The sequence below is a fragment of the Bradyrhizobium sp. SEMIA genome (assembly GCF_014844175.1).
GTDB lineage: Bacteria > Pseudomonadota > Alphaproteobacteria > Rhizobiales > Xanthobacteraceae > Bradyrhizobium > Bradyrhizobium arachidis.
Genome location: NZ_CP046601.1, coordinates 2,964,530 through 2,983,183, shown reverse-complemented (window position 1 = coordinate 2,983,183; position 18,654 = coordinate 2,964,530). Strand labels below are relative to the sequence as shown.

The window sequence follows — 18,654 nt, the reverse complement described above, 5'->3', positions numbered from 1 at the left end:
AAACGCCCAAAAAGTCGGCAGATGCCCGTGATTTTTGCTTCACGGTTTGCCGACCCCAATCCAAATTGCCGCAGTTACGAATTTTTGAAGTCAGATCGTCTGCCCCGGGGGGCTTCCGGGGGACTGGCTGGTAGAACTGGTGATGGGGATCGAAATGAAGAAAGTAGCTTTGTTGGCAACGGCGCTGGCAATGGTGACGGGTTCGGCTTTCGCGGCAGACATGCCGGTCAAGGCATTGAAGGCTCCGCCGCCGCCCGCCTTTGATCCTTGGGATGTCGCCTTCGGCGCGGGCATCATGAGCGACTACATCTTCCGTGGTGTCACCCAGTCGAACCACAATCCGTCGGTCGCGGCCTATTTCGAGCCGCGCTACAACGTCAACAAGGACCTCCAACTCTACGTTGGTACGTCCGCGGAGAGCATCTCGTTCCCGAACCGCGCTGCGGCTGAGGTCGATATCTACGGCGGTATCCGCCCGACCTTCGGCATGTTCGCCTTCGACTTCGGTATTTGGGGCTACCTCTATCCGGGCGGAAGCTGCTTCGGCTCGCAGGGCACCCTCGCTCAGGGCAATTGCGGCAGCAGCCTCGACAACTCCGTGGGCCCGATCGGCCTGCCGATCAACGGCAACTTCGCCAAGAAGGACGCGAGCTTCTACGAAGTCTATGCCAAGCTGAACATCAACATCAACGATCAGTGGGTGGTCGGCTTCAACGAGTATTACTCGCCGAACTTCCTGAACCTCGGCGCCTGGGGCAACTACTCTTCGATCACGGCCAAGTGGACCGCGCCCAGCACGACCTTCGGCGCCAGCGGCGTCGGCATGTACGTGTCGGGTGAATTCGGCCGTCAGTGGCTCGGGACCTCGGACATCTTCTACGGCATCGCGGGTGACCCCGTTTATGCCAACGGCATCAAGGAGCCCAGCTACAACACCTGGAACATCGGTGTCGGCTTCACCTACAAGGTGTTCACGCTCGATCTGCGCTACTACGACACCGACCTGTCGAAGGGCAATTGCAACGCCTTCACCAGCGACTTCTCGGCGACCAACGCCAGCCCCGGCTTCGTCACCCCGATCAACGGCGGTGCAAACGCAGCCACGGCGTTCGGCTCCAACTGGTGTAGCGCTACTGGCGTCGCCAAGCTCTCGGTCGACCTGACGGCGATGAGCAACCTGAAGTAAGTTCTTTCCGAGACGACTTAACGAGGGCGGCAGGGCAACCTGCCGCCCTTTTGCTTTGCGGCGTGGATGGCGTCTGTGAGAGCGCTCGGCCTGCATGGTTCGAGACGCGCCGCAGGGCGGCGCTCCTCACCATGAGGGTCTGGATCTTGCCGCGAGGACAGACCTCATCCTGAGGAGCCCGCCGGAGGCGGGCGTCTCGAAGGATGGCTGCAACGAAGTCCTGTCGAGGTTGCGTAGCCTCGGGATTGTCTGGGGCCACCTCAGCGCGCCGCGGTGGTCTCCGCCTGGGCCGCCTCGCCGCCCTTGCCGAGGACGTGGATATCGCCGTCCTTCACCATCATCACCTTGCGGGTGTGGAAGGCATCCAGCGTCGAGCGGTGGCCGACTCGAGACGATGGTGGCCTGCGGCAGCCTCTCCGCGAGCAGCCGGTACAGCCGGCCCTCGGAGGGCTCGTCGAGCGACGCCGTGGCCTCGTCCAGGAACAGATAGTCCGGCGCATGCAGCAGCGCGCGGGCCAGCCCCAGTCGCTGCTGCTCGCCGAGCGACAGGATCCGGTTCCAGTGACCGTCCTCGTCCAGCCGTTTCGCCAGCCGCGGCATGCCGACCGCGTTGAGCGCCTCCGCGATCTTCTCGGGCGCAACCGTGCCGTGCTCGGCGGGGTAAATGACAGCGTCGCCGAGCGGGCCGATCGGAAAATACGGCCGCTGCGGCAGCATCATCAGCCTGGCTTTTTCGGGAATGGCGATGCTCCCGGTGCCGAATGGCCAGATGCCGGCGATCGCCCGGAACAATGTCGACTTGCCGGCGCCGGATGGCCCACTCACCAGCACCCGCTCCGCCGGCTCGACCGTGAAGGCATCGGCGCTGACCAGCGGCTCGCCGTTCGGCAGCTCCACCAGCAACTGCGCAAGGGTGATCGCCTTGCCGTTCGACCGCGCAACGCCGATGGTCGGCTCGCGCGCGGCGATGGTAGCGGCGGAGCTGACCGACATCTCGAAGCCGTCGAGACGGGCGACGATGGCGCGCCATTCGGCGAGCGAGCGGTAGGCCGTGACGAAGAAGGACAGCGCATCCTGCACGCTGCCGAAGGCCGAGCCGGTCTGCATCATGTCGCCGAGCTGGATGCGTTTCGCGAAGTAGGCCGGAGCGACCACGACGTAGGGAAAGATTGTTGCTGCCTGACCATAGCTCGCCGTGAAGGCGGTGAGGCGCTTGGTCCGGCTCATGATCGCGTACCAGTTGGCGATGACGGAGCCGAAGCGGTGCAGCAGATGGCCTCGCTCGGCGCTCTCACCCTTCAACAGCGCGATCTGCTCGGAATTTTCGCGCACGCGGATCAGGTTGAAGCGGAAGTCGGCCTCATAGCGCTGCTGCTCGAAATTGAGGTTGATGAGCGGAGCGCCGATCCAGTGCGTCAGTCCCGTCCCGAGGATCGCGTAGACCATCGCGCACCAGACCAGAAAACCCGGGATGACGATATCTGTGCCGTAGATGTGCAGGGGGGCCTTGTTGGACAGACCCCAGAGGATGACGACGAACGAGGCCAGCGTCACGATCGAGGACAGCAGACCGAGGCCAAGGACGAGCGTTTGCTCAACGAAGTTCTTGACGTCCTCGGTGATACGCTGGTCCGGGTTGTCGGCCGGGTCGCCCTTGAGCTGCATGCGGTAATGCGTGGCGCCTTCGAGCCATTCGCCGAGATAGTGTTGCGTCAGCCATCGCCGCCAGCGGATCTGGAGCCATTGGTTCAGGTAAAGCTTGTAGACGGCCACTGCGACGTAGGTGAAAGCAAGGCCGATGAAGATCCAGACCTCCATGACGAACTCGTTGAGATCGTAGGCCTGGAGTGCGCTGTAGAACCGGTTCTGCCATTGATTGAGCAGCACGTTGATCGCCACCAGCGTCAGCTCCATCGCGATGACGACGCCGAGCAGGCCGCGGCCGGCCCATTTGTCTTCCGATCGGAAATACGGACCGGCGATTCGCCAGACGACCGCGAGCGTGGCGCTGATGTTCTTCACAGAGCAGGATCTCCTCGAGGGGGGTGTGCACAAGTGCCGGGAGTCAAATGGCTGCGGCCATGCGGAATTTGGCTGCGCTTAGACTAAAGTCGCAAGTTCTGCAATTTGCGTTGGCTTGTCGCGGCTCGCAACCTTAGCATGGGCTTTAACGGCGCGGGGTGGGGGCCTCCAGGATTTCGCGAGCTTGTGAGCGGACGGGAACCGCCGCACTTCGCGAGGAATTCGCGTCCTGCTCAGGGGTTATCTTTCCAGCGTCAAGCGGGTTTGGCCGTCCACGCAAGGCCGCCTGCCGCAACACATGCGTGGGGGAGGAAGACCATGTGGAATCAAATCTATGATCCGCTGCACAGCCCGGTGCTGTCGACGATCGCCGCGGCGGTGCCCGTCGTCACGCTGCTGGTCCTGATCGCGAGCGGCCGCGTCCAGGCGCATATCGCGGCCGTCATCGCCGTGATCGTGACCAACCTGATCACGATCTTCGTCTTCACCATGCCGGCGAACATGTCGATCCGGGCCTCGATCCTTGGCATCGTGACCGGCTTCTTCCCAATCGGCTGGATCGTCCTCAACGTCATCTTCCTCTACCAGGTGACGGTCTCCACCGGGCGCTTCGAGCTGCTCAAGCGCGCGGTCGGCGGCGTCACCGAGGACCGGCGGCTGCAATTGCTGCTGATCGCATTCTCGTTCGGTGCCTTCTTCGAGGGCGCTTCGGGCTTCGGCACCCCGGTCGCGATCACCGGCGCCGTCCTGATCGGCCTCGGCTTCTCGCCGCTCGCCGCATCCGGCCTGTCGCTGATCGCCAACACCGCGCCGGTGGCTTACGGCGCGCTCGGCACGCCGATCCAGGGCCTTGCCTCGGTGACCGGACTCGATCCCTACATCCTCGGCGCGATGGTCGGCCGCCAACTGCCGTTCTTCTCGCTGATCGTGCCGTTCTGGGTGGTGTGGGCGTTCGCGGGCTGGAAAGGCATGAAGGACGTCTGGCCGGCGATCCTGGTCACCGGCGTGTCGTTCGCGATCCCGCAATTCGTGATCTCGAACTTCATCAATCCCTGGATCGTCGACATCGGCGCATCGCTGATCTCGATGGGCGCGCTGATCCTGTTCCTGCGCGTGTGGCAGCCGCGGCAGCTCTGGCTGTCGCCGGCCCTGCGCGGCCACGATGAATCGGCCGCCACCATGGCGGCGGCGAGACCGCTCGACAAGACGCCGCTGACGCAGAGCGAGCTCTTCAGCGCACTGCTGCCGTGGATCATCGTCTGCGTCGTAATGCTGATCTGGGGCAACGGCGCCTTCAAGACCTGGGCGAACTCGATCTTCGTCTGGAACTATCCCGTTCCCGAGTTGCACCAGATGATCAACAAGGTGCCGCCGGTGGCGGCCAAGCCGACGCCGGAGGCCGCCGTGTTCGGCTTCACCTATCTCTCCTTCACCGGCACCGGCATGCTGATCGCGGCAATCATCTCCGGCTTCCTGATGGGCGTCGGCCCCGGCCGGCTCCTGACCGAGTACGGTCGCACCATCCGGCTCTGCGCGATCTCGCTGATCACGATCTCGGCGATGCTCGCAATCGGCACGCTGACGCGTCTGTCCGGCGTCGACGCCACGCTCGGTCTCGCCTTCGCCGCGACCGGCGTGCTCTATCCCTTCTTCGGCACGCTGCTCGGCTGGCTCGGCGTGGCGCTGACGGGATCGGACACCGCCTCCAACGTGCTGTTCGGCAATCTCCAGAGGATCACCTCCGAGCAGCTCGGCCTGTCGCCGGTGCTGATGGCGGCGGCGAACTCGTCCGGCGGCGTCATGGGCAAGATGATCGACGCGCAGTCGATCGTCGTCGCCTCCACCGCCACCAACTGGTACGGCCACGAAGGCACGATCCTGCGCTTCGTGTTCTGGCACTCGATCGTGCTGGCCTGCCTCGTCGGTGTGCTGGTGACGCTGCAGGCCTATGTCTGGCCGTTCACGGCAATGGTCCTGAAGTAGCGACATCGGCTTCGCTGCAAATCCCCGCGGGGTTCGCCCCCCGCGGGGATTTTTGCATCTGAAGCGTGATCCGGAAAAGTGCGCAGCGGTTTTCCGAAAGATCATGCTCAAGCAACAATCCAAAGCGAGATGACGATTCTTCCCTATCTCATCGCGCTTTAGTGTGGGCGAACCTTCTCAATGGCGCCGCCGTCTTATAGAAGGTGCCGCAAATCAGGTCGGTCGAGAGGTGTCATGGTTTCGTTCAAGCAGCTGGTGTGTGCGGCGGTTGCAATGCTCGCGATGTCTAGCCTCGCGCGCGCCGAGGAGGGGTTTCCGTTCGGCACCGAGCTGACGCTGGAGGCGCTGCCGCAAGCCGGCTCGAAGCGGATTCCCAACATCGAGATCGGCGACAATGGCGAGGTCGTGCTGGAGCTCTGGTGCAAGGGCGGCAAGGGCCAGTTCTCGGTCGCCGGCAACACCGTGATCTTCGTGCCCGGCCAGATCCAGGATCGCTCCTGTCCGCCGGCCAAGGCCCAGGCCGACGACGACCTCGTCGCGGCGCTCGGCAGCGTCGAAACCTGGAAGCGCCAGGGCGACGTGCTGACCCTGATCGGCCCGAAGCCGCTGCGCTTTCGCGCCAACGGGAATTGACCGTCAGGTCATTCCGGGCGACGCGTCAGCGTCGAACCCGGAATCTCGCGCTACAATCTCCAGATTCCGGGTTCGCGCTTTGCGCGCCCCGGAATGACTTCGTCACTTCCACACCGACTTGTCCGCGTCCCACCGCTGGCCCTTCAGCTCCTTGGCGAGCGCCTCGATCGAGCCGTTGTCGTCGGGCTGATCGCCTTCCTCGTCGGCGGAAGCGTCATCCGACAGATTGAGCTTGGCGCCGCTGCTCTCGTCGGCGGTGGTGGTCGAGGGGCTGCCGATCCACAGCATCAGCTTGTCGGTGGCGCCCGGCTTGTCGGGCGAGATCAGGCCTGCGACCTCGATCGTGTCGGTGAGCTCGAGCGCCGGGAAATCCTGGTTCGGCCGCTTGAAGACCAGCTTGAGCTTGCCGGTGGCCGGGTTGAAATTGTGCGACACCGGCTTGGCCGCGAGCGTCCTGCTCAGCACGCCGGCGAGGGCCGAAGCGAGCTTGTCGCGGTTGACCTTGTCGCCATCGCGCCAGTCGGCGGCGGGAATGCGGATGGTGCGGTCCATCTCGGTCATCCCCGCGGTCCAGCCGGCCGCGGTGACGCCGGGCATTGCCTTGAACTTTGACAGCAGCGCGGCCGCGCGCTCCGGATCGACCGACATGTTGATGGTCTGCTCGCCGGCGCGCAGCGCGTCGCAGCCGACCGAGAGGCTTGCCAGCGTCACCTCGATGTCCTGGCCCTTCAGGCTCTTCAGGAACTCGGTCGCCGCATCCAGCTTGACCTTGACCGCGATCGCCTCCGGCGAGACGTCGGTGAAGTCCTTCGGCTGCGGCGTGATGCCGTCGTCGGAGGTCTGGTTGTCCAGAAACTCCTTCTCGCTGAGATCGGAATTGTCCGGCGAGGTCACCTCGGTCACGGCCTGGCCAATCGAAATCTGGCCGCGGAATTCGAACGTGTCGCCGGTCGGCTTGCGCAGCAGCTTGACGCTGACCGGCGATTTCTCGCCGAGGCTCTGCGTCGTGCCCGTCAGGTTCTGGCCGGCGACCTGGAGATTGACGACGAAGCGGTCCTTGCGGTCGGAATTCTTCGCGACGGGATAGCAGACGTCCAGCACGGCCGCGGTGACCGTCTTGCCCTGGCGCGTTTCCTTCAGCACCACGTCGGCATTGCCGTCCATCAGCCCGTCGATCGAGGTGAAATAGCGCGTCTCGGTTCCGCCCGGCGCGGCGGCCTTCGGCGACAGTTTCATCTGGGCGGATGCGACCTCGGGCGAGGCGGCGAGCAGAGCCGCCAAGATCATCGTCGGGCAAACCAGAAGCGCGCGCATCGCCGAAATCCTCGAAGGAACAGAATCGGCCGCCACCGTAGTTGGTTTTGGCCGTCGGTTGAATTGCAAAGCGTCAGGGAGAGGATCGGCAAAAAAGAAGGCCGCCCGGAGGCGGCCTTCGTAACGCTGTAATGAAGGATGGGCTTAGAAGCCGCCCATGCCGCCGCCGGCGGGCATCGCGGGCGGAGCTTCCTTCTTCGGCATTTCGGCGACCATGGCCTCGGTGGTCACCAGCAGGCCGGCGACGGAGGAGGCGTCCTGCAGCGCGGTGCGGACCACCTTGGCGGGATCGATGATGCCCTTCTCGACCATGTCGACATAGTCCTCGTTCTGGGCGTCGAAGCCGAAGGTCTCGGACTTGTTCTCCAGGATCTTGCCGACCACGATCGAGCCTTCCACGCCCGCGTTCTCGGAGATCTGGCGGATCGGAGCTTCCAGCGCCTTCAGCACGATGTTGATGCCGGCCTGGACGTCCGCATTGGCGTTGGTGAGACGGCCCACCGCCTTCTTGGCGCGGAGCAGCGCGACGCCGCCGCCGGGGACGATGCCTTCCTGCACCGCGGCGCGGGTGGCGTTGAGCGCGTCCTCGACGCGGTCCTTCTTCTCCTTGACCTCGATCTCGGTGGCGCCACCGACGCGGATCACCGCGACGCCGCCGGCGAGCTTGGCAAGGCGTTCCTGGAGCTTCTCACGGTCGTAGTCCGAGGTTGTCTCCTCGATCTGGGCCTTGATCTGGCCGACGCGGGCCTCGATGTCGGGCTTCTTGCCGGCGCCGTTGACGATCGTGGTGTTCTCCTTGTCGATCACGACCTTCTTGGCGCGGCCGAGCATCTTCACCGTGACGTTCTCGAGCTTGATGCCGAGCTCTTCCGAGATCAGCTGGCCGCCGGTGAGGATGGCGATGTCCTCCAGCATGGCCTTGCGGCGGTCACCGAAGCCCGGCGCCTTGACGGCAGCGACCTTGAGGCCGCCACGGAGACGGTTGACGACCAGGGTCGCCAGCGCCTCGCCCTCGACGTCCTCGGCGATGATCACCAGCGGCTTGCCCGACTGCACCACGGCTTCCAGCACCGGCAGCATGGCCTGCAGGCCCGACAGCTTCTTCTCGTGCAGGAGGATGTAGGCGTCCTCGAGCTCGGCGGTCATCTTCTCGGCATTGGTGACGAAGTAGGGGCTGAGATAGCCGCGGTCGAACTTCATGCCCTCGACGATGTCCACCTCGGTGTCGAGCGATTTGTTCTCCTCGACGGTGATGACACCCTCGTTGCCGACCTTCTGCATCGCCTGGGCGATCATCTTGCCGATGGCGGCATCGCCATTGGCCGAGATGGTGCCGACCTGGGCGACCTCGGAGGAGGCGGCGACGGGCTTGGCGCGCTTCTCGATGTCCTTGACCACGGCCTGGACGGCGCTGTCGATGCCGCGCTTGAGGTCCATCGGGTTCATGCCGGCGGCAACCGCCTTGGCGCCTTCGCGCACGATCGCCTGGGCCAGCACGGTCGCGGTGGTGGTGCCGTCGCCGGCGAGGTCGTTGGTCTTGGAGGCGACCTCACGCACCATCTGGGCGCCCATGTTCTCGAACTTGTCCTCGAGCTCGATCTCCTTGGCGACGGTGACGCCGTCCTTGGTGATGCGCGGCGCGCCGAAGCTCTTCTCGATGACGACGTTGCGGCCCTTCGGGCCGAGCGTCACCTTGACGGCGTTGGCGAGAATATCGACGCCGCGCAGCATGCGGTCGCGCGCGTCTCCGGAAAACTTGACGTCCTTGGCAGCCATGGTCTGCAATCCCTCGTGTTGCGTGATGTGTCTTGTTTCGTGCGGTGCGGCGCTCTCTTCGTCATTGCCGGGCTTGACCCGGCAATCCATCCTCGTACGAAGAATGATGGATGCCCGGGTCGTCTAGCGCGAAGACGCGCTTCGCGCTTCTGCCCGGGCATGACGATGGAGTATTCAGCGGCCGTTCAGGCGGATGGCCTTAGGCCAGCACGCCCATGATGTCCGACTCCTTCATGATCAGGAGCTCTTCGTTGTCGATCTTGACCTCGGTGCCCGACCACTTGCCGAACAGCACGCGGTCACCCGCCTTGAGGTCGATCGGAATCAGCTTGCCGGTCTCGTCGCGGCCGCCGGGGCCGACGGCGACCACCTCGCCCTGGGACGGCTTTTCCTTGGCGGTGTCCGGGATGATGATGCCGCCCTTGGTCTTTTCCTCGGCGTCGATACGTTTGACCACGACACGGTCATGCAGCGGACGAAATTTGGATTTAGCCATGACGTTTCCCTTTGGAGGCTCGCTTCGGAAGTAGTGAAGTCGGTGGGGCGGCGCTGCCGTTCCTCCTCTTCCCGAGGATCGAACGGAGCGCTTAGCAATCGGGCTTTCCGAGTGCTAAGAGTGGCCCGGGAATATGGCTTGGCCGCGATCCTGTCAAGCAAAGGTGGTTAAGCGATTGGTGAGGCGGATATAGGATGGTGGCATTGGAAACTTGGTCGGGGCGCCGGCGTATTAAACGACGTCATTGCTCCGGCGGCAGTTTTGCGCTTGGCTGCGGGAGGGGTGCGGCCATGGTCTTGTTCGGGGGAATGCCATGATCAATTCAGCTCGCGCGCGCACGGTCGCCAATCTGGCCGCTGCCTCTGGCCTGGCGTTGCTGCTTGGCGCCTGCGGCGGCGGCATGAGCCTACCGTCCTTCTCGTCCTCCCAGCCGGCACCCGAGGCCGAGCCCGGCACCGGTCCTGAAATGCCGGCGAGCATCCGTGCCGACGAGATCGTCGGCCGCTGGGGTCTCGCCTCGTTCCAGAACCCGGCCGACCGCGCCCGCACCGAGGCCGCGGCGAGGGCCCAGTGCAAGAATCCCTACGTGATCACCGCCGGCTCCTCCGGCGGCGTGATCATGCATCTCGCCGACCAGGCGACCCCGCAGGAGCTGCGGCTGAAGGGCTCGCCCAGCGGCAAGAACTATATCGGACCGGCCGGCCCGACCCCCGGCGAGCAGGACCGTGAGATCGTCTCCTTCGACGGCCGCGTCCTGATCACCCGCTTCATCGACAAGGACGCCGCCACCCGCTACGGCAACATGGTCTACGTCCGCTGCGCGCCGCGGGCGTGATCATTCCTCTGTCGTTCAGGGGCACGCGAAGCGTGAACTATGGTGCGCGCTTGCGCACCTGAGAATCTCGAGATTCCGGGTTCGGTCCTGCGGACCGCCCCGGAATGACAGCGTGAGATAAATCCCCCAAAAAACAAAAACGCCGGCCCCAGGGCCGGCGTTTTTGCTTTATCCGTATCTGGTGCGCTCAGTCGAACAGCGCGTCGATGTCGTCCTGCGAGGCGTGGCCGACGTCGCCGGCGAGCTTCGGGCCGTTGAGGAGCTTCTCGTCGTCGCTGCGCTGGTCGACCGGCGCCGGCACATGGGCCTTGATCGCGTCGACGCCGCCCCAGATCTCCATCATCGCATTGATGTGCTGCTCGATGAACTTCATCGTGGTCATGACCTTGCTGATGCGCTGGCCGGTCAGGTCCTGGAAGTTGCAGGCTTCGAAGATCGAGATGACGCGTTCCTGGATGTCGTCGGCGAGGCGCTTCTGCTGGTCGGCCGAGTCCACCTTGGACATCGCGCTGGCGGCCTGGTCGATCGATTCCGCGGCTTCGAGGATCTGCTGGGTCGCCTGCTCGGTGCCGCCGACGACCGCGCCGAGCTCGCCATTGACCTTGGCCATCTCGCCGCCGTCGAAGCTCTTGCCGTGCAGCGTCGCGATCTCGCGCTTGGTGCGGTCGATGGCGTCGTGGATCAGGTCGAGCTCGACCTTCAGCTTCTCGCACTGCTCGATCTGCGCGCGGTAGGTCTCGAGCATGGTGCGGGCTTCGGAAAGCTCGTGGGCCGTGGACGCGTCGATCGCCGCCATGGCCGCGCTGCCGGACAGCGGGGCAGCCACAACGCCCTTGGCCATCTGTGCGCGGATCGCACGCAACTCCGCCATGATCTCGCTATGCATCGGGCCTGCCTCTTCGGTTACGTCAAGAATCGGCATCTCGCCACCGACGATATCTTCGACGCGAAAACGTTTGCGGTGAACAGCCATCAGGATACTCCCCCCACCTCACTCACGCGTCTTTGTAGGCAGAAGCGATTTAACACGAAGTTCACAGCCGGAACTGTGTTTGCAGACGCGCGCGGCGGCGCGCAAAGACGCGATTAACCATGCGCGCGCGGCATTCATCGAAAATAAACGCTGATCGCCAAATTGCAGCCTCGTGCACGACGTGGTGAATCGAAACGGCCTTTCCGTTTACCAAACAAAACGGCTTTTGCTCTTTATTGACCACGTCGAGGGGCGCGATCAGCCATCAGCTCTCCAAGACGCAAATGATCTAGACGAAACAGTACAGAGTACGTCGATGTTCAAGAAAATGTCTGTCGCGCTGCTCGGCAGCGCTTGCTCCGTCCTGGCCGGCGCGAACAGCGCGAGCGCCTTCGACAACACGGTGCCGAACGATCCGCCCGCGGTGCTCTACGCCCCGCAGGTGCCCCCCGCGCCGGTGCGCGTAGCCTCCAATTCGAACATGGGCGGCGGCTTCATCGAGTTCCTGTTCGGCGACGGTCCCGGCCGCGGTCCGGCCTACGCGCCGCAAGCGCCGGTCTATCAGCAGCAGCCCGGCTATTACGACCAGCGCCGCCTGCCGCCGATGGGCGAGCCGCAGATGCAGGGCGGATACCAGCAGGGCGCGCTCCAGCAGGAAGCGATCGATCCGCGGCAGCGTCCGTTCGATCCGAGATTCGAGAAACAGATCGTTGACTATAGCGGCAAGGAAACTGCCGGCACGATCGTGGTCGATACGCCGAACAAGTTCCTCTACCTCGTCGAAGGCAACGGCAAGGCGATGCGTTACGGCATCGGCGTCGGCCGTCCCGGCTTCACCTGGTCGGGGGTCAAGTCGATCACGGCAAAACGCGAATGGCCGGACTGGACGCCGCCGGCGGAAATGATCGCACGCCGTCCCGATTTGCCCCGGCACATGGAAGGCGGGCCGGAAAACCCGCTCGGCGCCCGCGCGATGTATCTCGGCTCGACGCTCTACCGCATCCACGGCTCCAACGAGCCCTGGACCATCGGCACCAACGTCTCCTCCGGCTGCATCCGCATGCGCAACGAGGACGTGATCGACCTCTACGGCCGCGTCAATGTCGGCACCAGGGTCGTGGTGATGTGATGTTCTTGCTTCGCCTCTCCCCGCTTGCGGGGAGAGGCTGCATTGCATCGGAGATGCAATGCGGGTGAGGGGGAGTCTCCGCGAGTCCAACTCTCACTCATTTTGCGGAGAGAGCCCCTCGCCCCAACCCTCTCCCCGTAAGAACGGGGAGAGGGAGAAGACCGGCCTCACGCGTAATCGCTGCCGCCATCGTCGCCGCCGCCGAAATCGCTGTCGTCGGCCATGTCCATGTTGCCGTCGTCGTGATCGTCGTCGTAATTCTGGTCGTTGTTGTCGCGATCATTCGAGGCCTGGTCGAAGAAGCCTTGCTGAGAATCCTGGCGAGAATCCCGGTTCGAGCCGACGTCGTTGAGGCCGGCATCGCGCGCGAGCGAGCCGCCGGACTGGTCGCTGCTACCGCCCCACGGGCTGCGATCGCCCAATGCGTTGGTGTCGCCAAAGGCCTGCTGGTGCCCGCCGCCCATCATGCCGCGGATGCTGGAGAGCAGCAGCGAGCCGCCGACGGCCGCCACCGCCGACCGGCGGGGCGCCATAGCCCGGAGCTTGGCCCTGACCCGGACCTTGTCCGTAAGCCTGACCATACGGCGGCTGGCCGTAGCCCGGCTGGGTCTGCTGCATCGCTTGGCCGGTGTTCCAGACCGGCCGCTGCTCACGCGGCGGCACGTTCGGAACGGAACCGTGCGACTGGCTGCCGCCGAACAGCGTGTCGCGCATGGTGTCCAGGAAGCCGCCGGACTGCTGCTGCTCGGGCGCATGGGCCGCTTCCAGCTCCTGGATGCGGTTATGGGCGCGCTTCAGTGCTTCGTCCTGTAACAACGTGGTCTGCACCAGGGCGTAGATCGCGCCGGGTGCCTTGCGCAGGCCGTCGGAGATCGCGGTGATCGCGTCGGGATCGCGCGGTGCATTTTCCAGTTTCGAAAGCCGGTCGAAAAGCTCGTCAACGAGCTGGCGTTCCTGCGGCGTCATGATCAATCTCCCTCGCGCAAACCAAGCGCGAGCAAGATGTAGGGTTCCATTATGGCCCCAACAGTGCCGGCCGGATTAAATTTCAGTATGCGACAAGCTGACCCGCGGCTTGTTTTCCGCCGGGTTCACCCCAGCGTGACGCCGCTGTCCGCCAGCAGGCGCGCGAAGGCATCGCTGGCAAGATACGCGTGCTCGCGCTCGCGGACGTCGGTCATCGGATCGAGGCCGGTGAGGACATCATCGACGAAACCGGGATGGCACATCACGAGGCCGCCGTCGGGGAGGCCTTGGAGGAATTGCCGCATCAACGCGCCGAAATCGGCCGCGCGCGTGAACTCATAGGCGCCGGCAAAGCCCGGATTGAAGCTGAGGCGAGCGCCACCCGCGCGGCGGCGGAATTGCGCGCTGAGGATATCGAGCACCATGGCCTTTGGGGAGGCGAGGCGCTGGGCCAGCGGCAGGTTGCGGCCGCCCTGGCGAACCCAGGCTTTCGGCGCGCCCTCGCTGACGGCATCGACAAAGCCGTCGCGCACCTGCGGAAAGAGCTGCACATGCTGGTGGCCGTCGACAAAGTCGGGCGCGCGGCCGAACGCTTCCACGAAGGCCGCCAGCTGCGCCTTCACCTCGTTGCGAAAGAATTCGCGGTCGAGCCGGCGTGCAAGCCCGGCGCGCAGCAGCTTTGGAAACGGCAAGAACATGTCGCCGTCGAGGGGGCGGAAGTGCATGGTGAGCGGCCGGAACGGCGCCGACAACGTCACGTGCAATCCGATAGCGCAGCGCCGGCTCGCCTTCACGGAGGCCTGGAGCGCTTCGACCTCGCTGCGTTCGATCGCGGGGCCGACCACCATCACCGAGGTCGCGTTGAGGCGGCCGCGTTCGATCAGGTCGCGGATGGCGCGGTTGACACCCGGGCTGATGCCGTAATCGTCGGCGCAGAGCCAGATCCGCCGCAGACTCGCGGCCGCGCTCATTCGGCCGCGGTCCTCTTGGCGGCGTCATCGGCCTCGAAATGCTTCTCGCTGTGCTCGGCGACGAAGTAGATCGGGCGTGCCTTCAGCTCGGAGAGGATCTTGCCGATATATTCGCCGACGATGCCGATCATGATCAGCTGCACGCCCCCGATCGTCATCAGGCCGACCACGAGCGAGGGATAGCCGGGCACCTGCTTGCCTGTGGTGAACACCTCCCAGAGGATTGACAGGCCGAACAGGAAGGCGATGCCGGCGAGGATGACGCCGAGCAGGCTGGCGAAGCGCAGCGGCGCCACCGAGAACGAGGTCAGGCCCTCGATGGAAAGACCGAGCAGGCGCGCGGCATTGAAGGTCGTGACGCCATGGGCGCGGGGCGCCGGCTCGTAATCGACGCGGATCTGGCGGAAGCCGATCCAGCTGGCGAGGCCCTTGAAGAAGCGGTTGCGCTCCGGCAGCTGCCGCAGCGCCGTGACCGCGCGCGGCGAGAGCAGGCGGAAGTCGCCGGCGTCCTCCGGAATCTTCTGGCGCGCGCCCCAGTTGATCAGGGCGTAGAAGCCGTGCACGGCGAGCCGCCGCAGGAAGGTTTCGTTGTCGCGATGCGCCTTGGCGGTATAGACGACGTCATAGCCGTCTTCGATCCAGTGTCGCACCAGCTGCTCGATCAGGGCCGGCGGATGCTGGCCGTCGCCGTCCATGAACATCACGGCGCCGAGCCGGGCATGGTCGAGGCCGGCCATCAGCGCCGCCTCCTTGCCGAAATTGCGCGACAGCGACACCACCTGGACGTCGATCGCGTCGGCCGGCAGCGAACGGGCGATCGACAGCGTCGCATCCGCGCTGCCGTCGTCGACATAGACGACCTCGCAGGACAGCCGATAGCGCTGCCGCAGCGTCCTGGCGAGATCGCAGATGCGCTGGTGCAGGGCGGCAAGGCCCGCCGCCTCGTTGTAGACGGGGACGACAATCGACAGCCCCTTCGCGGCGGCGCTGCTTGGGGTGGTTGTCAGGCCGGAAACGTCAGAGCCCAGCGTCATCGATTAGGGTTCCAGAGGCGATCAAGTCTTCTCAACAGCATATGGTAGCTGCCGTTTGCTGTCGCTACGCTGAACGAACCTGAGGCTCACCGCCGCAGGAACGCCTCGAGTTTGGCGAACAGCGGGTTCTCCCGGTCGAACACATAGTCGAGCGAGACCACCGAGACGGTCTCGGCGCCGTGCTCGCGCAGGAAGCTGGCGACCGCATAGAGCTGGCCCGGCGGGCAGTGCAGCGTCAACATGCCTGACGAGGTCGGGCCGCCGAACGGGGCCTCGACGCCGAACCGGGTGTGGGCTTCGCCGAGCAGCGCCGCGTCGCACTGGCGGAAGCGGGTGCGGACCTCGCGGTATTTGTTGGCCCGCGCCCTTGCGGCGATGTGGTCGAGGATGACGCGCGCGGTCTCGCGCGCCTGCGACGACCAGTCGGCGTCCTTCGACGCCACCAGATTGGCCTGGCTGCGCAGCATCACGCCGTCGTCGAGCACCCGCAGGCCGTTGGCGGCGAGCGTGGCTCCCGTGGTGGTGATGTCGACGATCAGCTCGGCGCTGCCGGCCGCCGGCGCGCCTTCGGTGGCGCCCGCGCTTTCGACGATGCGGTAATCGGTGATGCCATGCTGCGAGAAGAACGTGCGGGTCAGGTTGATGAACTTGGTCGCGACCCGCATCCGCATGTGATGCTGCTCGCGGAAGCCGGTGGTGACGTCGTCGAGGTCGGCCATGGTGCGGACGTCGATCCAGGCCTGCGGCACCGCGACGACGACGTCGGCATAGCCGAAGCCGAGGCCCTCGATCAGCGACACGCGCTTGTCGGCGTCCGCGATGTTCTCGCGCACCAGGTCCTCGCCGGTGACGCCGAGATGCGCAAAGCCGCGGGCGAGCTGCGCGGCGATCTCGCTGGCCGAGAGATAGGCGACCTCGACATTGTCGAGGCCTGCGATGGTGCCGCGATAATCGCGTGCGCCGCCGGCCTTCGACAGCTTGAGGCCGGCGCGGGCGAAGAACGCTTCGGTGTTTTCCTGAAGGCGGCCCTTGGAGGGAACGGCCAGAACGAACGGCGCGCTCATGACTTAAGCTCCCACCTTGCGGCCGATGCGGCTCAGCGCATCGATCCAGACCGAGAACCCGACGGCGGGGATCGGCTCGGCCGATCCAAGCTGGGTCATCAGCCCGTCATAGCGGCCGCCGGCGACCAGCGGCTCGACGCCGTTGCCGCGGTGATGCAACTCGAATTCGAAGCCGGTGTAATAGTCGAGGCCGCGCCCGAACGCTGTCGAGAAGCGCGTCTGCTTCACGTCGATTCCGCGCGCCGCCATGAAGCCGACCCGGCTCTCGAACTGGTCGATCGCGGCAGACAGATCGAGCTTCGCATCCGCGGTGAGCGCGCGCAGCTCGGCGATGGCGTCGTCCGGATTGCCTGATATCGACAGGAAGCGCTTGAGCACGGCGATCGCCTCGCGCGGCAGCGCGCCGCCCTTCAGCGTCGATTGCTCCAGGAAACGATCAGCGATCTCCGCCGTGGTGCGGCCGCCGACATTTGTGGTGCCGGCGATCGACATCAGATCGGTGACGAAGGCCAGCGCCGCCTTGCGGTCGGAGCCGGCGAGTGCGGCGAGCACGCCCTCATATTCGCTGCGGGTCGCGGTGGCCGCGGCCGCCAGCTTCTCCAGATCTTTCTCCAGACTGATCTTGCGGTTGAAATCCTTGACCAGGCGGCGGCGCCAGACCGGAAAAAGGTTCAGCGCGTCGAGCAGCGCATTGAACAGCGCGACGTCGCCGGTGCGGATCTCGACATCGCGGACGCCGAAGGCCCCCGTGGCCTCCAGCGCCAGCGCCAGCATCTCGGCGTCGGCCGCGGCGCGGTCCTGACGACCGAACGATTCGATGCCGGCCTGAAGGAATTCGCTGGCCTGGCCGCTGCGGTAGCGGAACACCGGACCGAGATAGCTGAACCCCGCCGGCTGGCCGGCCTGGCTAGATGCGAGGTAGTCGCGGGCGACCGGAATGGTGAGGTCCGGCCGCAGGCAGAGCTCCTCGCCGGAGAGGTCCGTGGTCAGGTACAGGCTCTTGCGGATGTCCTCGCCGGAGAGGTCGAGGAACGGCTCGGCCGGTTGCAGGATCGCGGGCTCGGCCCTGACATAGCCGGCCTGCGCGAACGACAAGAGCAGCGTATCCGCCCAGGCGGCGGAGCCGGCAGCATTTGAGGTGGCAGTCGCGGTCATCTCAGGGTCCATCGTCCCGGTGGAACCGGGCAAGGCAAGGGGGAGGCGAATTGGCGCAGCCCTTAGCATGGCCCGAAAGCGGTTTCGACCTCCAATGGATCAATCCCTTAACGGCTTTGGAGCTGGAAGGACGCGATCTCGCGGAAAGTGTCTCAGGTAATTTAATACCTGAAAACGAGAGGTCTGGCTTTCATTCGGTTTGGCCAGCGACGTCTATGGACCCATCGTCAGGCAATGCGCCGGTGGAAGCGAAGACAAGCCCTGCTGCTTCCAGCACAGCGTGATCTGCGAGCTGCTCGGCAAGCTCGAGAATTCTGTGCCTTTTGCCCGGGTCCCTTATGCCGAGAAACGCCTTGATCAGCCCGAGTTCCTCGCGCCGCCGCATCTCCAATGCATCGTCGTCCATGGTCAGGTCGTCCCCAGCGGCAGCCTCATTGCTGGTCGCTGATTTTGTGCGTCGCATGCGACTCGCCGCCGCAACCGCAGGCTCGACCTCACATTGAGAAATTGAGTGCGGCGGGCAAGTCGTCGCATACTCATTTTGGGTATGGCGGATCATTCATCTGCTGCCGCCCTTCGTTTACAATGTAAATATTGGTTTCCGATTCATGCGCAATACTTCAGATGTTATCCGGGCGGTCTCGCGGCATACGCTGGCCTATATGCTGTTTTCGATCAGCGAGATGTTCCGGCATTACGACGAGTTCGATCCGCTGGACCTTCTGATCGTTCATGCAATTCTCAACGCGAATGTCATCAATGTGATGAACGACCCGTCGCTGGACGAGAGCTTCTCCAGCATTCATGCGGTCGAGCCGGATGCGATCAAGCAAGGTGTGTCTCGGGCGGCACTCTCTCGCTTCCTCAGCCTGCCGCTCGAGACAGTTCGCCGTCGCGTGACAGGACTTAAGAAACGAAAGATTCTCGCCGAGACCAAGGCCGGGCTCATCGTGACCGAGCAGAACGCTTTCAGGTTTGGGAACAATCACGAACTGCAGAAGACCAATATGCTGTTGCTGACCAAACTGCTGCGCGATCTCAAGCGCTCCGGCATCAACGGGCCGGACGATCTGCGCGTCCGCAAGGGCGCTACATCCACGAGGAAGGCGAAATAAGC

The 18,654-nt window shown here is 64.7% G+C and carries 15 protein-coding genes and 2 pseudogenes; 6 read left to right on the top strand and 11 right to left on the bottom strand.

Going from position 1 to position 18,654, the window contains the following annotated elements:
* Window positions 1–154 precede the first annotated feature (154 nt).
* A complete protein-coding gene (locus FOM02_RS14595) occupies window positions 155–1,186 on the top strand; it encodes a TorF family putative porin (RefSeq protein WP_027563111.1) in 1,032 nt (343 codons plus the stop codon).
* A 260-nt stretch (window positions 1,187–1,446) separates the two neighbouring features.
* Here FOM02_RS14595 and FOM02_RS14590 read toward each other — a convergent pair.
* Window positions 1,447–3,208, bottom strand: a pseudogene (locus tag FOM02_RS14590) (ABC transporter ATP-binding protein/permease).
* 318 nt (window positions 3,209–3,526) lie between these two features.
* On the opposite strand from FOM02_RS14590, the gene FOM02_RS14585 reads away from it, so the two are divergent.
* Together FOM02_RS14585 and FOM02_RS14580 are read left to right on the top strand one after the other, a co-directional pair.
* The gene (locus FOM02_RS14585) at window positions 3,527–5,191 is read left to right on the top strand and encodes an L-lactate permease (RefSeq protein ID WP_027563109.1); all 1,665 of its coding nucleotides are present in this window, start codon (window positions 3,527–3,529) and stop codon (window positions 5,189–5,191) included.
* A gap of 234 nt (window positions 5,192–5,425) precedes the next feature.
* Window positions 5,426–5,824: an META domain-containing protein gene (locus tag FOM02_RS14580; RefSeq protein WP_027563108.1), complete on the top strand. Its 399-nt coding sequence runs from the start codon at window positions 5,426–5,428 to the stop codon at window positions 5,822–5,824.
* A 102-nt stretch (window positions 5,825–5,926) separates the two neighbouring features.
* Here FOM02_RS14580 and FOM02_RS14575 read toward each other — a convergent pair whose 3' ends face one another.
* From FOM02_RS14575 to FOM02_RS14565, 3 genes are all read right to left on the bottom strand, one after another.
* Window positions 5,927–7,138 (bottom strand): hypothetical protein, encoded by a 1,212-nt coding sequence (locus FOM02_RS14575; protein WP_027563107.1) that lies wholly within the window; start codon window positions 7,136–7,138, stop codon window positions 5,927–5,929.
* Between the two features lie 144 nt (window positions 7,139–7,282).
* On the bottom strand, window positions 7,283–8,914 hold the full coding sequence (groL, locus tag FOM02_RS14570) for a chaperonin GroEL (RefSeq protein ID WP_027563106.1): 1,632 nt from the start codon (window positions 8,912–8,914) through the stop codon (window positions 7,283–7,285).
* Window positions 8,915–9,113: 199 nt separating this feature from the next.
* On the bottom strand, window positions 9,114–9,410 hold the full coding sequence (locus FOM02_RS14565) for a co-chaperone GroES (protein ID WP_027546050.1): 297 nt from the start codon (window positions 9,408–9,410) through the stop codon (window positions 9,114–9,116).
* Window positions 9,411–9,723: 313 nt separating this feature from the next.
* Here FOM02_RS14565 and FOM02_RS14560 point away from each other — a divergent pair, with 313 nt between their 5' ends.
* A complete protein-coding gene (locus FOM02_RS14560; RefSeq protein WP_027563105.1) occupies window positions 9,724–10,245 on the top strand; it encodes a hypothetical protein in 522 nt (173 codons plus the stop codon).
* 187 nt (window positions 10,246–10,432) lie between these two features.
* On the opposite strand, the gene FOM02_RS14555 is transcribed toward FOM02_RS14560, so the two are convergent.
* The gene (locus tag FOM02_RS14555) at window positions 10,433–11,218 is read right to left on the bottom strand and encodes a protein phosphatase CheZ (protein ID WP_027563104.1); all 786 of its coding nucleotides are present in this window, start codon (window positions 11,216–11,218) and stop codon (window positions 10,433–10,435) included.
* 316 nt (window positions 11,219–11,534) lie between these two features.
* Here FOM02_RS14555 and FOM02_RS14550 point away from each other — a divergent pair, with 316 nt between their 5' ends.
* Window positions 11,535–12,347 carry a L,D-transpeptidase family protein gene (locus FOM02_RS14550; RefSeq protein WP_027563103.1) on the top strand — a complete coding sequence of 271 codons (813 nt, stop codon included), beginning with the start codon at window positions 11,535–11,537 and terminating at the stop codon, window positions 12,345–12,347.
* Between the two features lie 167 nt (window positions 12,348–12,514).
* On the opposite strand, the pseudogene FOM02_RS14545 reads toward FOM02_RS14550, so the two are convergent.
* From FOM02_RS14545 to FOM02_RS14520, 6 genes and pseudogenes are all read right to left on the bottom strand, one after another.
* Window positions 12,515–13,313: pseudogene (locus FOM02_RS14545) on the bottom strand (DUF2076 domain-containing protein).
* A 125-nt stretch (window positions 13,314–13,438) separates the two neighbouring features.
* Window positions 13,439–14,284, bottom strand: coding sequence for a ChbG/HpnK family deacetylase (locus FOM02_RS14540; protein WP_027563101.1), 846 nt, complete (start codon window positions 14,282–14,284; stop codon window positions 13,439–13,441).
* Window positions 14,281–15,318, bottom strand: a complete 1,038-nt coding sequence (locus FOM02_RS14535) for a glycosyltransferase family 2 protein (protein WP_027563100.1) — start codon at window positions 15,316–15,318, stop codon at window positions 14,281–14,283. The genes FOM02_RS14540 and FOM02_RS14535 overlap by 4 nt, the downstream gene beginning before the upstream one ends.
* Before the next feature lie 86 nt (window positions 15,319–15,404).
* Window positions 15,405–16,382, bottom strand: coding sequence for an ATP phosphoribosyltransferase (gene hisG, locus FOM02_RS14530; protein WP_027563099.1), 978 nt, complete (start codon window positions 16,380–16,382; stop codon window positions 15,405–15,407).
* Between the two features lie 3 nt (window positions 16,383–16,385).
* Entirely contained in the window at window positions 16,386–17,537 is a 1,152-nt protein-coding gene (locus FOM02_RS14525; protein WP_028146508.1) for an ATP phosphoribosyltransferase regulatory subunit, read from the bottom strand.
* Between the two features lie 190 nt (window positions 17,538–17,727).
* On the bottom strand, window positions 17,728–17,943 hold the full coding sequence (locus FOM02_RS14520) for a hypothetical protein (protein WP_231164146.1): 216 nt from the start codon (window positions 17,941–17,943) through the stop codon (window positions 17,728–17,730).
* A 202-nt stretch (window positions 17,944–18,145) separates the two neighbouring features.
* Here FOM02_RS14520 and FOM02_RS14515 point away from each other — a divergent pair, with 202 nt between their 5' ends.
* On the top strand, window positions 18,146–18,652 hold the full coding sequence (locus FOM02_RS14515; protein ID WP_027563096.1) for a hypothetical protein: 507 nt from the start codon (window positions 18,146–18,148) through the stop codon (window positions 18,650–18,652).
* Window positions 18,653–18,654: the final 2 nt, after the last annotated feature.